The organism is Glaciecola sp. MF2-115, assembly GCF_047250385.1.
Taxonomy (GTDB): Bacteria; Pseudomonadota; Gammaproteobacteria; order Enterobacterales; family Alteromonadaceae; genus Glaciecola.
Map to the genome: position 1 here is coordinate 107,735 of NZ_JBLBVM010000050.1, position 15,364 is coordinate 123,098.

General features: G+C 42.4%; 15 protein-coding genes. 6 read left to right on the plus strand and 9 right to left on the minus strand.

Annotated features, from left to right (window positions below; translation table 11 throughout):
- The first annotated feature begins 56 nt into the window (after positions 1–56).
- The 5 genes from ACKLNX_RS09245 (at position 57) to ACKLNX_RS09265 (ending at position 6,116) form a co-directional block, all read left to right on the plus strand.
- Positions 57–788 (plus strand): ABC transporter ATP-binding protein, encoded by a 732-nt coding sequence (locus tag ACKLNX_RS09245; protein WP_411695620.1) that lies wholly within the window; start codon positions 57–59, stop codon positions 786–788.
- A 1-nt stretch (position 789) separates the two neighbouring features.
- Complete coding sequence (locus ACKLNX_RS09250) at positions 790–2,103, plus strand: ABC transporter permease (RefSeq protein ID WP_412972144.1); 1,314 nt, start codon at positions 790–792, stop codon at positions 2,101–2,103.
- 8 nt (positions 2,104–2,111) lie between these two features.
- On the plus strand, positions 2,112–3,317 hold the full coding sequence (locus ACKLNX_RS09255) for an ABC transporter permease (RefSeq protein ID WP_412972145.1): 1,206 nt from the start codon (positions 2,112–2,114) through the stop codon (positions 3,315–3,317).
- A gap of 154 nt (positions 3,318–3,471) precedes the next feature.
- Complete coding sequence (locus ACKLNX_RS09260) at positions 3,472–4,818, plus strand: sigma-54-dependent transcriptional regulator (RefSeq protein WP_412972146.1); 1,347 nt, start codon at positions 3,472–3,474, stop codon at positions 4,816–4,818.
- Positions 4,818–6,116 (plus strand): sensor histidine kinase, encoded by a 1,299-nt coding sequence (locus ACKLNX_RS09265; protein WP_412972147.1) that lies wholly within the window; start codon positions 4,818–4,820, stop codon positions 6,114–6,116. Before ACKLNX_RS09260 ends, ACKLNX_RS09265 begins: the two co-directional genes overlap by 1 nt.
- 21 nt (positions 6,117–6,137) lie before the next feature.
- Here the strand turns inward: ACKLNX_RS09265 and ACKLNX_RS09270 are convergent, their stop codons facing one another.
- The 4 genes from ACKLNX_RS09270 to moaB all read right to left on the minus strand — a co-directional run bounded on the left by ACKLNX_RS09270 (position 6,138) and on the right by moaB (position 10,175).
- Positions 6,138–8,153 carry a serine hydrolase domain-containing protein gene (locus tag ACKLNX_RS09270; protein ID WP_412972148.1) on the minus strand — a complete coding sequence of 672 codons (2,016 nt, stop codon included), beginning with the start codon at positions 8,151–8,153 and terminating at the stop codon, positions 6,138–6,140.
- Positions 8,154–8,512: 359 nt separating this feature from the next.
- A complete protein-coding gene (locus tag ACKLNX_RS09275) occupies positions 8,513–8,968 on the minus strand; it encodes a hypothetical protein (protein ID WP_411695614.1) in 456 nt (151 codons plus the stop codon).
- Positions 8,969–9,015: 47 nt separating this feature from the next.
- The gene (locus ACKLNX_RS09280; RefSeq protein ID WP_411695613.1) at positions 9,016–9,195 is read right to left on the minus strand and encodes an antitermination protein NusB; all 180 of its coding nucleotides are present in this window, start codon (positions 9,193–9,195) and stop codon (positions 9,016–9,018) included.
- A gap of 467 nt (positions 9,196–9,662) precedes the next feature.
- The gene (moaB, locus tag ACKLNX_RS09285; RefSeq protein ID WP_412972149.1) at positions 9,663–10,175 is read right to left on the minus strand and encodes a molybdenum cofactor biosynthesis protein B; all 513 of its coding nucleotides are present in this window, start codon (positions 10,173–10,175) and stop codon (positions 9,663–9,665) included.
- Between the two features lie 182 nt (positions 10,176–10,357).
- Between moaB and ACKLNX_RS09290 the strand changes: the two genes are divergently transcribed.
- A complete protein-coding gene (locus tag ACKLNX_RS09290; protein WP_412972150.1) occupies positions 10,358–10,966 on the plus strand; it encodes a tRNA-uridine aminocarboxypropyltransferase in 609 nt (202 codons plus the stop codon).
- Between the two features lie 15 nt (positions 10,967–10,981).
- Here ACKLNX_RS09290 and ACKLNX_RS09295 read toward each other — a convergent pair whose 3' ends face one another.
- The 5 genes from ACKLNX_RS09295 to ACKLNX_RS09315 all read right to left on the minus strand — a co-directional run bounded on the left by ACKLNX_RS09295 (position 10,982) and on the right by ACKLNX_RS09315 (position 14,992).
- Complete coding sequence (locus ACKLNX_RS09295; RefSeq protein WP_412972151.1) at positions 10,982–13,099, minus strand: hypothetical protein; 2,118 nt, start codon at positions 13,097–13,099, stop codon at positions 10,982–10,984.
- Positions 13,100–13,222: 123 nt separating this feature from the next.
- Entirely contained in the window at positions 13,223–13,606 is a 384-nt protein-coding gene (locus ACKLNX_RS09300) for a VOC family protein (protein ID WP_412972152.1), read from the minus strand.
- A complete protein-coding gene (locus ACKLNX_RS09305) occupies positions 13,603–13,893 on the minus strand; it encodes a high-potential iron-sulfur protein (protein WP_411695607.1) in 291 nt (96 codons plus the stop codon). The genes ACKLNX_RS09300 and ACKLNX_RS09305 overlap by 4 nt, the downstream gene beginning before the upstream one ends.
- A 213-nt stretch (positions 13,894–14,106) precedes the next feature.
- Positions 14,107–14,799: a flavin reductase family protein gene (locus ACKLNX_RS09310; protein WP_412972153.1), complete on the minus strand. Its 693-nt coding sequence runs from the start codon at positions 14,797–14,799 to the stop codon at positions 14,107–14,109.
- 1 nt (position 14,800) lies between these two features.
- Positions 14,801–14,992, minus strand: a complete 192-nt coding sequence (locus ACKLNX_RS09315) for a CPXCG motif-containing cysteine-rich protein (RefSeq protein ID WP_411695605.1) — start codon at positions 14,990–14,992, stop codon at positions 14,801–14,803.
- Between the last annotated feature and the right edge of the window lie 372 nt (positions 14,993–15,364).

The following is a 15,364-nucleotide window of genomic DNA, read 5'->3' on the forward strand; positions in this document are numbered from 1 at the left end:
GCTCAAAAACACATTTACCAAATAAACCCAAGACAGAATAAGAAAGGAAAATAACAATGTTAAGCATGAAGAATATTAGCAAAGTTTATCAAACGGAAAAGGTACAAACCCATGCGCTTCGCGACTTTAATCTTGAAGTTGAGGAGGGTGAATTTATTGCGGTGACGGGTCCTTCAGGTTCAGGTAAAACAACATTTTTGAATATCGCCGGTATGCTAGAACCCTTTTCTAGCGGTGATTACATGCTTGATGATGTCAATATAGGTTCGCTAAGTGATAACAAGCGTGCCGATTTACGAAATCAAAAAATTGGCTTTATTTTTCAGGGCTTCAACCTTATTCCCGACTTGAATTTGTATGAGAACATCGAAGTTCCACTGCGTTACCGTGGCATCAAGTCATCAGAACGCAAGCGCCGTATCGAAGAATGTTTAGAGAAAGTCGGATTGGCCAGCAGAGCGAAACATTTGCCACAGCAACTTTCAGGTGGTCAGCAACAACGTGTTGCCATAGCCCGCGCTTTAGCCGGTAAGCCTCGCTTCTTGCTTGCCGATGAACCTACCGGTAACTTAGATAGCTTAATGGCACGTCAAGTCATGGAACTATTAGAAGATATTAATCGCGAAGGCTCAACCATCATCATGGTTACGCATGACCAAGAACTAGCGCGTCGTGCACCTCGCAATATTCAAGTTGTTGATGGTCAACTAGCTGACTTTACTTTATATCAAAACAAAACAATGGATGCAGTCGCTGCACAAGCCGCCCCAACTGCACTTGAGGTGTAAAATGATTTTACATTACATAGATTTGAGTTGGCGCAGTTTAAAGCGGACACCGTTAGTATCTAGCCTTATGATACTCGCTATTGCGATTGGTATCGGCATAACCATGACGAGCCTGTCGGTTTACCACATGATGTCCATGGACCCTATTCCAAATAAAAGCAGTCAATTGTTTGCTGTTCAGTTGAACACAACCGATGACGGTAATAACTGGTTTACGTCGGATGACGTACCTTTGCAACTGACTTATAAAGATGCAATGTACTTGCACAATGCGGACACACCAGTGCGCAAAACGGCGTCCATTCGCACCGGATTCACCGTGCATATGAACAATCAAGAAGTGAAGCCCTCCTTATCCGGAGCACGTGCGGCAGGAAAAGACTTCTTTGCCATGTTTGATTTAGATTTCATTTATGGCTCAGCCTGGACTTTAGGACAAGAAATAGCCGCAGAATCTGTTTTAGTGATTGATGAAACACTGAATGACAAACTATTTGGTGGTGAAAACTCCGTTGGTAAACAGATCTACCTCGATGACGCCATATTTACTGTCGTTGGCGTAATCAAAAATTGGGACATTCATGTCAAGTATTACGACTTAAATAACGGTTCTTTCAATGATCCCGAATCTATCTTCTTCCCCATTACATTATGGGAACCTATGCAACTTATGAGCTACGGTAACACTAACGGATGGAAACATGAGGGCGTAACTACCTTTGAAGGGCAGCTTCAATCGGAGATGTTTTGGGTGCAATTTTGGGCCGAATTACCTACGCAAAAGGATGTGCAAGCATATCGTGATTATCTATTTGCTTATTTAACCGAGCAAGGTACGAAAGGTCGATACACGCGCGAAAAACCCGAATTCAATCTAAAAGATGTGAATGAATGGATGGAGTACAACAACGTTGTTTCAGAGGACAACAAGATCTTAGTCGGATTAAGCTTTATGTTCTTGGCAGTATGCTTGGCGAATATTCTAGGTTTATTGCTTGGTAAGTTTTTACGCAGAGCGCCGGAAGTAGGAGTTCGCAGAGCGTTGGGCGCGAATAAACGCCAAATATTCCTACAACATATCGTCGAAGTGTCTGTGCTTGGCTTACTCGGTGGATTGATTGGCATAGGCATAGCGCAGCTAGGCTTATGGGGAGTACGAGTCACGAGCAGCGAATACACAGCACTAGCAGATATGGACTTAAGCATGATCTTAGCCGCACCAACCATCGCTATTGGCGCCTGTATTATTGCTGGCATTTATCCCGCCTGGCTAGTGTGTAAAACACAGCCTGCCATTTACTTAAAAACCCAATAGGAGCCACCATGTTTGAAATTAAGCCTATATTTAATTCACTGCTGCGCTCCAAAGCGGGCGCCATTATGTTGCTTATTCAAATCGCCATTACAACGGCCATCGTGAGCAACGCTGCTTTCATCGCCAAGGATCGAATTGATTTTCTTTCACAGGACAGCGGTTACCCTGAAGAAGAGATATTTAGCTTCGTTACCATGACCTTTGACAAAGAGCTCGATATTGTTCAAAAGTTTGAAGAGACCGAAACCATGCTACGCAACGTCCCAGGTGTAAAGAATGCGGGCTTGTTTAATGCAGTACCCGTTTCTGGCAGTGGTTCTGCTACAGGCTTAGGTTTGCAGCCAGCAAGTGAAGGTGGTCAAGATGTGCGCTCGGCATACTTTATGGCGGATGAGAACGCACTCGATATCCTTGGCGTGTCCTTGATTGAAGGCAGGAACTTTCGTGCCGATGAAGTCATTGTATCCGCCAGCCGCGATGTGTTTCCGAAAGTCATTATACTCACCAAGGAACTAGGTTTGGAGCTGTTTCCAGAGGGTAACGCGCTTGGTCAAACCGTTTATTTTGGCGTATCTCCGCTTGAGATCATTGGTATTACACACACAATGAAAGGGCCATGGCTAAAAGATAGTCGCCCTGAAAATGTTTCCATCATTCCATTTGTTGGGGCCTCGATGTTCCAAAATATTGTCGTTCGCACAGAGCCTGAGCAGCGCGCTGCAATTATGCGTCAAATTGAAGATTTGATGATTCAGGACCACAGTAAACGTGTGATTATTGGTTTGCAGGGTATGGATGAAAGGAAAAAAGATCAGAGTTCATCAGACATCCTAATGCTGCGCATGCTGATTGTTCTTATCATCGTATTAGTTATGATCACCGCTCTGGGTATATTTGGCCTTACCGTGTTTAATATCAATAAACGCACAAAACAGATTGGCACACGCCGAGCTCTAGGTGCTAGAAAGTCTGCCATTGTGCGTTACTTTTTAGTCGAAAATGCCATCATTTGTTTCTTTGGTATTGTATTGGGCGGTATTGCCGCGATATTGATGGGGCAGCTGTTACTGGAGAACTACTCCATGCCAGCTCTTGATCCGATATATGTATTAGTGACAACGATATGTGTTTTTATAGCCAGCTTACTGTCGGTTGTGATGCCCGCCTCTAAAGCAGCGAATATCTCGCCGAGTATTGCTACTCGTAGTATTTGATCGGCTTAATTGGTAGGCTTATGCACTTGTTATCTCAGAAGGGTTTCTAAAGCATGGCGAAAAGCATTAGCTTCTTAGCTGTGAGTTTATTTTCCTGAATTGTGATAACAAGTGACTAGCATCCGCAAAGGAATAATCAAGCAATGAGTGAAGAATGGACAAGATATTAATCGTTGATGACACGCCGGCAGTATTACAAGCACTGTCGTTGTTACTTGAGATCCACGGCTATGATGTTATCACTACAACCTCTCCCGAGCAGGCTCTGCAATACGCAAACCAGTTACGCGTATCACTCGTCATTCAAGACATGAACTTTACCGGTGACACAACATCCGGTGAAGAAGGTAAAGACTTGTTTTACCAATTGCGCAAGCTGGACCCACATTTACCCGTTATCTTGATCACTGCTTGGACCGATTTAGAGCAAGCCATAGAACTTGTAAAAGCTGGCGCCGTTGACTACATCGCCAAACCTTGGGATGACCAAAAACTCCTTAACACCATCACTAACTTAGTAGCTTTAGGCAAGGCCAATCAAGCGAGTGAGAAGTTAGAACGCCAGCAAGCAGCAGTCGAAGATTCTAGAACAGCGGCAAGCAACGCAGGCTTAGTGTATGCCAGTTCAGCTATGCAACGGGTTGTCGACATCGCAGTTCAGGTAGCAAAATCAGACATTGCGGTATTGATCACAGGTGCCAACGGTAGCGGTAAAGAAAAAATAGCCGAAGTCGTGCAAGCTAATTCTCAGCTCGCCGATGCGCCTTTCATAAAGGTGAACTGCGGCGCACTGCCAGCCGACTTAATAGAAGCCGAGCTATTTGGCGCAGAAGCGGGCGCTTATACCGGCGCAAACAAAAAGCGCATTGGCTTGTTTGAAGCGGCGAATGGCGGCACTTTGTTCTTAGATGAGATTGGTAACCTTCCGTATTCTGGTCAAACTAAATTATTACGAGTAATTCAAACAGGTGAGTTTCAACGCCTCGGCTCAGTCGCCACCATAAAAACGAAAGTCAGAGTCATTTCCGCAACAAACAGTAACCTGGCCGATGCCATCGCGGCGGGTGAGTTTCGCGAAGATTTGTACTATCGACTCAACGTGATTGAACTGCAAGTGCCAGCAATGGCGGAACGACTTGATGACATTATGCCCTTAGTTCATCACTTCTTACCGAATCGAGAGCTTAGCTTATCCGCCGAGAACGTACTTAAAAGCCACACTTGGCAAGGCAACGTTAGAGAGCTAGAAAATGCCTGCAAACGGGTCGCGGTTTTAAAGCCTACAGGGATCATTGAAGCCGAGGATTTTGCCTTCAATGAGCAAGCCGACAACGCAATGCAAGCTGGTTCAACAAAACCAAGCGTTGTTGAGCCCACAAAAGAAGCACTCGAAGCAGCGATGCGCGAACATCAAGGCGTTATAGCCCGCATTGCTCGTCACTTTGGCTTAAGCAGGCAGGCACTTTATCGACGTTTAGATAAATACGAGATCCCCTACTGATGTTTTCAAAGGTGCTGCCAAGAATCATTGTCGTTGTCGCTATTATTAGCGCGATAGGCACAATCCCGCTGTTTTTCTTAGAAGCATTGTCGTTAAGCATCAAAATCACGATTGCGATTAGCATGATTATTTTTTGTGTTTTGCTAGCCCGCTTCTTACTGAAGGATATTCGTGAAGGGCTATCAGCACTGGAGTTAGGACTGCTGAACCTAAAAGATGGTGAGTATTCCACAACATTATCCTATCAAAATGACGATGAGCTAGGCCAACTCTGCTCACTTTACAACAGCACCGCGTTGCAGCTGCGTGAAGAAAAACATTGGTTGTATCAACGAGAACTCTTACTAGATAAAGTCACTCAAAGCTCTCCTGAAGTGTTATTTCTTGTTAACGACCAACAACAAGTAATATTCAGCAATATTGCCGCTAGACGCTTTTTTAACTGCCCTAAAGGTGTGGATGGCGAGTTACTCACAAGCTTATTGAATACTGCACCAAATGGCGCCGAACTGGCTATAGAAAGCAGGAAGGAAGGCTTGTTTTCAATTGTAGCTGAAGCAGATGAGCCGCAAACATGGCACATGGCTACCGGTCAGTTTTCACTGAATAATCAATCTCATACACTTTTTATTTTGAAGCAGATGACGCGAGAGTTAAGCCGACAAGAAGTGGCCGTATGGAAAAAGGTTATTCGTGTTATCAGTCATGAATTGAATAATTCCCTAGGACCAATTTCCTCGATGCTACATAGCGGAAAAATACTTAGTGAAAACTTAGAAGAAGAACGTTTGGCGCGGGTTTTCTCAACCATCGATGAACGCATTAAGCATTTGAGTGACTTCGTACAAGGTTACGGCAAATTTGCAAAACTGCCCGAACCCAAAATTCAAGCTAACGATTGGGCGCAGTTGCTAGCAACACTTCGACCACAATGGGAATTTGTTGATTTGTCAGAGCAAGGCCAAGTGGTCTATGCCGATCCCGTGCAGTTGGAGCAATTGCTGATCAACTTATTAAAGAATGCCCATGAGTCTGGCTCAAAACCAGAAGACGTGAGTATTTCACTGGAACAACGAAAAACCGAGTCCTGCATCTTGGTTATGGACAAAGGAAAAGGGATTTCAGATGCCGTCATGGCAAGCGCCTTAATCCCCTTTTACTCCACAAAGCCCACCGGCAGCGGCCTCGGACTCGCCTTGTGCCGCGAAATTACCGATGCTCACCATGGCCACATCGGCTTATTTAACAGAGACGAAGGCGGCTTAGCTGTTAGGGTAGTGTTGCCCTATCATCATTGAGCAAACTGCGACAAGCAAAAGCTACATCCGCTTAAACATCACCCCTTGAGTACGGCCATTGCTGACTTCAAGCGTATTCACCTTACCCGACTCTTCGCGAATGAATTTAATATTGCTGAAAAAGAATCCGTCCCCATAGAAAGTATCCTGTTCCGTCGGCTTCAGCGCTAAGGCTGGTCTTCCGTAAACCTTAAGCATCAGCTTATTCTCGTCTTCAACGAGCAGGCGGTAAACGACGTCTAATTCCGACGAATAATAAACCCCTTGAAATGCAGACAGGTCTTCAATTGTAGGTTGGTAATCCTTGATTTTTACAAATTCATAAATGGAATTGTTAATAGTCACATCCACATTCGTAACAAGGCTATTCTTCAAAACAAATTGCAAATCAAAGCGCCCATCTGAAGTAATGAACCTTGATTCCGATATAGCTTGTAAAGGTAGAATGTTAGTCTCATCAAACTTAAGTTTAAGTTGCCCGTCTTCTTTGAGAACTGTAAAGTTCGCACCGACTTTGTCAGATTTAAAATTACCCACTAGCTTTTCAAGTTGAGCATCACTAAGAGCAATGACTTGATCATCTTTGGCAAGTTCTTTTTCTTCCTTATCAGCCAAATGCTCTGCGAAAAAGGCGTCAATTATTTGATAAGACTTATCGTTGAAATAGGCGTTATTACTGCTGATGAACATACCTTTATCAAGCTCAGGAAAATAAATGAAGTTTGTTCGGTGGGCATTATCCGCACCACCGTGACGGAACACTTTCTGTCCTCTGTATTCACTAATTCCAATGCCCAAACCATAGTCTTCTACTTCCCCATTGTTCAATATGGTTGGCGTAGTTAACTTTTCGATTAGGCTTTTACCTCCAAGTTGCGCGGTATCATAGTTTTTCATCCAAATGCCTATGTCCTCAACTGTCGTGTATATGCCTCCCGCGCCATAAGCAGCATAAAGATCGCCTGACTCACGATAACCATTCTCGTCAAGCTCATAACCTTGTGAGGCTTGTGGAATTATATCGCCAGGATCTCTTCTGACAAAAGTATTGTCCATGCCCAAAGGCTCGAAAACGTTTTCTCTCATCCAATCCGGATAAGGCTGCTTACTGACACGTTCCGCAATGTGGGTGAGTAGTGCAAACGCGGTATTATTATAGTTAAAGGTATCACCGGGATTAGCCTGCAGTTTCGGTTGTCTTCTCACCAATTCAATCACAATTTGGCGATCTAAATAATCTTCAAAACCATAGCCTCGCATAGCTAAAATGTTGTACATCTCACGTAAGCCATTGGTGTGGTTTAATAGGTGCTTGATGGTAATTGTGTGGCCTAAATCAGGAATTTCAGGGATGTGCTTCCTAATATCGTCGTCGAGGCTCAGCTTTTTCTCTTTCTCCAACAACAAAATAGCCATTGCTGTAAATTGTTTTGAAACAGAGCCCAAATTGGTGGGCATATCTGTGCGCATCGGAATGCCATAGCTTAAATTAGCCATGCCTACACTTTTTTCAAACGTGACCTTGCCATTCTCAATGATGCCAACAACCGCACCAGGCGTATGATTATTATCGTATTCAGCCAATAACTGAGTTACACGAACTTCAGGCTTCTTTGCGACGGGTTCAAGACTCAATAACTCTAAAGTAAATGGCGTTTGAGATTCTTCCTCCACTAAGGAAATTTCAATCACGTAAACACCAGCTTGCTTAGTATCAAACGAAAAATATTCTGGCCCTATTTGGGTGGTATCAACATGAAACAAATCATCGCCAGACGGACCGCTCACATTTATTTTTAGGTTTGCGTCGACCTGATCAACTTGACCAAAAACGAAGTGATCTTCACTCGCATTGAGCGTAAAAGTAAATTTTTGTTCGTTTTCCAAACTGCCCTTAAAGCCCTGAGTCAAAGACAACGGATTGGCGCTAGTCATTGAAGCTAGTTTATATTCAGAGTGATTGATGAGGCGGTTTGAAGTGCAGGAGGAAATAAAAATGACAACTAATGGCAGTACTAGATATGTAAATTTATGCATTTGTTTGATCCGTCAAATTAATTCAATTTTAGTTTAGGACATATAAGCTCATATTTAGTTTAGGACATAAAAATGATTCTGCAAATTGAGTGGTTTGGCGATGATGACGTAGGGACGTTATCGCCTTTGCTTAGAGCTGCTCGCCTAAGAGTGCGGTATTCTTGCGAGGGCAATAATCTGCTTCTATTACTGCACAACGCCGTTTATTCTAGAGGATGTTTCAGGGGGTATTTGCCTACGCAAATATGACCGGGAGAGCAAATATGACCGGGAGAGCAGCTATGACCAGGATACAAATATGACCAGGATACAAATATGCCCGGAAGGGCAAATATGACCGAGAGACAAATACACCACCGCTATTGCAAATTATCTATTTCACCCAAAACCAGCTCACCGCGGTTTTCAATGTAATCATCTAAACTTGTATCCATTTGAATGGAGTGAACTTGCCATGTTTTATCTGCTTTATAGAATTCCATGTGCAGCAACACAGGCTGTCGTTTGAATCGGAGTAGATACCAGCGTGTAATAAAAACGTCTTCAATACCTTGCTGTAATAACAGGTCGCTTCCGAAGAATTCGCCCATTATTTTAAAGTTTCCAGAAAATTGGCTGTCTGTTTGCTGTAAATCAGACTTACTTAAATAATCAGCAACAGAACTTTTCGAAAGAGCGGTAGTAACAATGTTATCTAATTCACCTTTATCAAATAAAGCCAATATAGGTGCTGCTAACTTATCAATTTTTTCGTTATTGTTTGCTGACGCAGTGCCAAAGAATAAAACGAGTACGAGAATGAGTGAGGTTTTCAATTTATCTTCCTTATATTTTAGATTCGATTTTAATAAAAATTATTAATTCAGTTCGAACGCATGTCTTCCATTACAACCAACAGCAAGGTCGCTATAGGCCCTAATAACAATGATATGAGAAACCAATTTAACCCTGCACGGCCTTTACCTTGAGCTAAACCAGCATTAATTAAGGCTAAGGTTCCCCAACCTACGAAGTAGGAGCCAGATTCTGCAACATATTCCATTTTTGTTTTTCCTTTTTTATATTATGAATGATTGATGGTAAACGCGCTTGAGTTTGCCGAAATATCCAAGGTCATTCCATCGAAGGATGGAACCCCCAAAATCTAATAGTAAATTCAAAACACCCTTTATATAACTCAGAGTCAAAACAGTACCTAAATACGGTGTTTCTATTGTGTTTTCCATGCTTTTTAGGAGATTCCATCCTGCGATGGAATGACGCATGTTATTATTGAGTTTGCCGAAACATCCTAGGTCATTCCATCGAAGGATGGAACCCCCAAAATCTAATAGTAAATTCAAAACATCCTTTATATAACTCAGAGTCAAAACAGTACCTAAACACGTTGTTTTTATTGCGTTTTCCATGCTTTTTAGGAGATTCCATCCTGCGATGGAATGACGTATGTAATTATTCCGTTTGCCAAAACATCCCAGGTCATTCCATCGAAGGATGAAATGACGCGTGTTATTTACTCCACTTCTCCGTCAAATGCCCTACAAAATTACAAGGCTTGTAAGTACTGTTAATTTGCTTCTCTATAATGTTACTCCAAGCCGTTTTGCAGGCGCCGGTTGAGCCTGGTACACAAAAGATCACTGTGTTGTTCGCTAAACCTGCTAGTGCGCGAGATTGGATCGTCGACACCCCAATTTCTTGCAAAGATATTGCCCTAAACACTTCGCCGAAGCCTTCAACATGCTTATCAAACAATACTGACATCGCTTCGGGCGTAGAGTCTCTGCCTGAAAAGCCAGTGCCGCCGGTTGTAATAATTGCATGTATGTCTTCGTTGGCAATCCAATCAGACGCAATAGCGCGAATTTGATAGACATCATCAATCACAATTTTCTTATCCGCTAAGTTATGACCTGCACTTGTGACAGCTTCCACTAGGTATTGCCCTGAAGTATCGCTTGCTTCATCTCGCGTATCGGAGATAGTCAAAACCGCAATGTTTAAATAGGTTTGTTCGCTCATTCTTTTATTCGATATACTATTTGCTATGTAATATGTATAGCCTAAATGCCAGCGTCACTTTCTACAACGATTTATTCTTAAAGAAGGCGCCTCTTTCTCAACAGCAGTGGTGTCAACAATAATGATGTCAACAAAAGTGGTGTTCACAAAAGCGACTTCAACGAAAGGAAACTGAAGCAACGATGTCGACTAAAGCAGCATCAAAAAGAGCAGTTTGCGACAACTGCCATTACCCTTTGAAAACCTGCGTCTGCTCTGCGTTGGGTAAGGTACACAACAATACAAGAATATTAATTCTTCAAGATAAAAATGAGCTTAAGAATGCGAAGAATACCGCACGATTAGCGGCCTTGAGCTTAAGCAATGTAGATATTATCCAAAGTGATGATGAGCAAAAAATGGCAGTCTTGCGCAAGCTTTGTACCACCGAGCCTGCGTCTATTGCCTTAATTTTCCCTTCAGGCGACAGCTTAGGATTTGAAACCGAGTATCCAAACTATATAGCCAACAGAGACAGTCCTCAGCATGAGGTGCGCACTCTATTGTTTATTGATGGCACCTGGCGCAAAGCTAAACGGATTTACTTGAGTAATGAGTATTTACAAGGCATTCCAAGCTTTCACTTTGAGCATGCATTGCATGGCAATTACCGCATTCGCAAAACTAGTGTCGATAATGGTCTTTCAACCATAGAAGCTGTTGCTTATGCCTTAGGCAACATTGAGGATATTTCTATCGAACCTTTAGTTGACGTGTTTGAGAAAATGCAGTCATTTTGGCCTCACCCATAGCCACGAAGTCCTAGCTTAGTAGCTATTATAACTACTTATAGGGTAATCCTCTGCTTTGGAAACCTCTTCAAACTTACTGACCATTTCTTGATACATCATGGGCCATTTTAATTTCAAGCGATGCAGGCGACGATAATGCATATCTTGCAGTGGTGTAGAACTTAACAATTGCTCGAGCAACATATTTTTCTGCTCAATATTCACATCACTCTGACTTAAAATGTGATCGAGTAATAATGCAAGCGCATCGCGACCATGTTCAAAGCCATGGCTTGGATAGTTGAACTCCATCAACTCAGCAGCTTTGCTATATTCGAACCTCGACACCGCTTTATAGATGCGACTTAGAGTGCCATCGTTTGACTTCATATGCCGCCTTAATTCTGCATTCGCTGCTGTATCCGCCTTCTCAAAAAAACAGGTAGTGAACGCTGATACATACTTATCAACAAACAATTCCAACTGAATGATTTTTTCCACGCTAAGACTCCCCATGACCTCGCACAGAGCAATGGATAAATGATGTTGCTGATGAGGGCCTAATTCCGCAGTGGTGGACTGAATACTTTCTGCGCTACCATTTTCTTGTATTGCAGACAAGGCTGATTCAACAAACGCTTTATCTGCTTCTGGTAATTTAGTCATCGCATTTTTGTAGTATAAATCGACCATCACAGGCGATATGACTTTCAATCGTGCTATCGCCTCTTGATGGGGCAAGCCTTCTTGAATTACTTCATCTACTTCACTGGCCTCGGCGAATGCAGGTATCAACTGGCTTTGCTGCTTTTTAAGTTTGATGCACCTATCACCTGTTTCAATATTAACAGCTTTCAAATCGACGATACGGTTTGCTAATTCTGGCATTTCATAACGCGCTGTATTAGGTAGCTCAGATTCATCGGCGTACTTTGACTTTGACAGCATTCTGGCAACGATATTATTCTTTCGAAGTTGTTCAACGACGTCTTCAACAACGTTGAGATAAGGAAAACCGAGTAATCTACGCTTGCCGAGTTGGTCGCGAACAAATACCAATGGTCGCTGATAATTTGAGAACAATTGCAGTATGCTTATCTGTTCCTGACTCAGTTGATTTTCTGTTTCCGGGGACTGTAGGCGAAGTAGTGCTTTGGCTAAGTATCTATTGTTAGGTGGAATCGCCAACACTGGTTGATTAAACTTGTTCGCCTGCAGGAGGTGCTCAAGCAAAACTATTCTGTCGTTCATTGCAGCACTTAGAAGGGGTGTCGATACCGACCTTTGGTGATTAGCGACTGCTAAGCTTTTATCACGTGAATTATTCATCATATTAATGATAAGTTCATCAGGCAGCTTTTGCTCAATTGCAACAACAATGGCTGAAGCGTCCAATGAGATATTTTCTGCAATCCACTGGCTAAACTCAAGATCTGGATAATGTGAAATATAAGCTGAAACGAGTGAGTCGATGGTGGAAGTGCTTCTGATGATAGTAGCCCTTGAACCCAATTTATGCGGTTTGTCAGTGCCATTTCTCAAGCCTCTAAAGTCACTGTTATTGAGCTTTTCCCAGAATGCTTGTAATCCAGCTTTGTCAGTCGACTTTAAAAGTGAATGTAGTTCAAGAAACATCGATTTTATTGGGTGCTCAGGCGACATACTTTTCAATTCATTTCCCGTAAATGCGGGTAATTTCTCTGCCGAAGACTGAATATAAAAGTAATCCATCGCTGTAGCTGCGTCGTGAAAATTGATAAGCCCGGCATCGACCAAATACTTCAGAACGCGCTGGAGTTCACTGGTACTAAACTTATTTCGGTTGAGTAAATCGTTTAGTTTTGCTCTAGCTACTTTTTCTTCTTCATACAATGAGCGCGCTTCAGCTAAACATAATTCGTGCTCGCGACTGATATCGGAAATTGCCGACAGATCTTCCTGCGATAAGGATGTATCGGCCGATGAAACATTGGTTGGCTTTATTGGAATTGAAGTATCAATTAACTCATCTGTACTTGCAATTGTGCTAGTTGAGGCTCCTATTGGGCGGACCTTATCTTGCCCATCGTACAAACTGATTAATGCAAAAGTGACGATGGCAATAACAGCAATAGAAAAAAGCAAAACAGTGAGATTGGTTTTCAGTTTTCCCATAAAAAAGTGTGTTTATACCATTTTTACTTTGTAGCAATTGCCTGATTGGATATTTCCATAGACCTTCATTAACAATCCTTGTAAGTTTTCGCAGTTTTGCAGTGATTTAAGCTTGGGTTCGCATTATAACTTAGGGTTTTGCTCAGACCAAACGGCTAACTCATTGCCACTAGGCTCTTTGAAGTGAAAGCGTCTGCCGCCTGGGAAGTCAAAGATATCTTTACAAACCTTACCACCAGCAGCGGTTACTTTTTGCATGGTCGATTCTAAATCACGAGAGTAGAGTACAAGCAACGCTGCTCCGTCCTCTACTCTCGTATTCATGTCAGCCTTGTAAAACCCACCGTCGAGGCCCTGATTACTGAAGGACGCATAGTCCTCGCCGTACCAAATAAAATCCCAAGCGAAAGCGGCATGGAAGAAGCCGCAAGTCGCTTTTAGATCATGGGCTGCGAACTCGACATAGTTGAGTTTCTCATGATTGACGTTGTCAGTGGAATTGCTCAAGCCATTGGTTGCCAAGCTGAGCACCAACCTTTAGCTGCAACCAGTTTGCCGCCAAACAATTTACATGGACGCCAATCGTTACCTTCGCCACCGTTAACATATAGGCAATTTGCGCAATTTTTACCTTCTATTTTTGACTCATGAACGTATTTAAGTGCAATTACTGTCGGGTCATCCATACTCACCTTTTCTGCAGCATTAGCACGCAATGCAACGCCGCCAATAGTTAAACCAATGAGTGTTGAGCCAGATAATTTTAAAAAGTCACGACGGTTAACATTGTTCATTTTGAATATCCTAATTTAAAGACGAAAATAATAATGATTCTCTTTTACACTAGCCTGAAAAAAAGAAAGCTCGCCGAATAGGCGAGCTCATAAGACCAGAGAGGTTGTGTGTACCTCTATGTATACTTATACACAAAGGAAGTGGATCTATCTAGTAAAATAAAAATGAATGACTGAGTTATTGTCCTAAATCAAAGCCAAAAAGACAGTCGTCTAAAGTTTCCTTACAGCAATGTTAGTCAACTTTTCATTAGTCTTAGCATAGCCAAATCGAGCTAAACGATTCGTAGAATGGTAAGAGTCTAAACCAGACACTGCGATTGATTCTGCTCCTTCAATATCTACATAACCATCGTTGCCAACCCACCGCGGTTCAATAATGACTTCCACGACCTGCCCAATCACCAATTCTGTTTGATTTATTGCCAATAATTGAATGTCCTGCACCTGCATGCCCAATTTAATGTGCGCTTCCAACACGTAGGGTGCGTTCACTTGTTCAGTGCGTTGCGGCGTTAATCCGATTTGTTCAAACTCACTGAGCTCACTATCGTATCGTGCAGAAGTTTGATGTGCCATTTCGATGATGGACGCGCAAATATGGTTAATGGTGTATTCGCCAGTATCTTTGATGTTTTGCAAGGTGTCACGGGGAACTGAATGCGGGCGCATGATCATTCCCAACAAGGGAGGGTGTGCACCAACGTGAAAAACCGAACTCACGACAGCTAAATTATCAATCCCTGTCTCGCCCGCTTTGGATTTTGGGGAACGTGTTCCAATCAAATTACCGCTCTTGAAGCCTGACAGAGAGTTGATGAAATTCGCTCTAAAGCGCTCAGGCATCTGCTCAATATCACTAGCATTGAAATGCTTAGGCATGTCTTGTTTCGGATTAGTGTTCATTTTAATCATCATCTCGTTTTGCAATTATCTCGATACCAAAGCCATTATCGATAACGCTCAGTTCAATAGGCGAACAACAAATCTGGCAATCGACTATTTGCTCTTGGCCAAGATCGTTGGCCTCGTCAATTTCCAAATCGTTGTATGCCATACAGTAGGGACATTCAAATTTTGCAGCACTGCTCAAACTCATTTATTTGCCTTTAATCAAAAGATTACGAGAAGGTCCGAATTTTATATATGTTTGTACGAGCCGAATGCAAAGTTGGACGTACTAATTCCAAAAAAATAATGCCGAAAATATTGCTACGAAAAATAAGTTTGAGAAATATTATCAGACGCCATTGCCACAAAGAGACTGCCAATAAGAGATAAGCAATAAAAAATACCAATAAGCGAATGATAATAAAAATATTCAACATGCGCCTTCTTAGTAACTAAGCATAACAAAACACTGTATATGCAACCAGTTATTTAGTATGCTTAATTAAGAGAGTAAGCAAAGCTACTTTTCTTTTAGATAACAGACTTAGGCTAGCTACCAATAATATTCATGCAAAAAAAG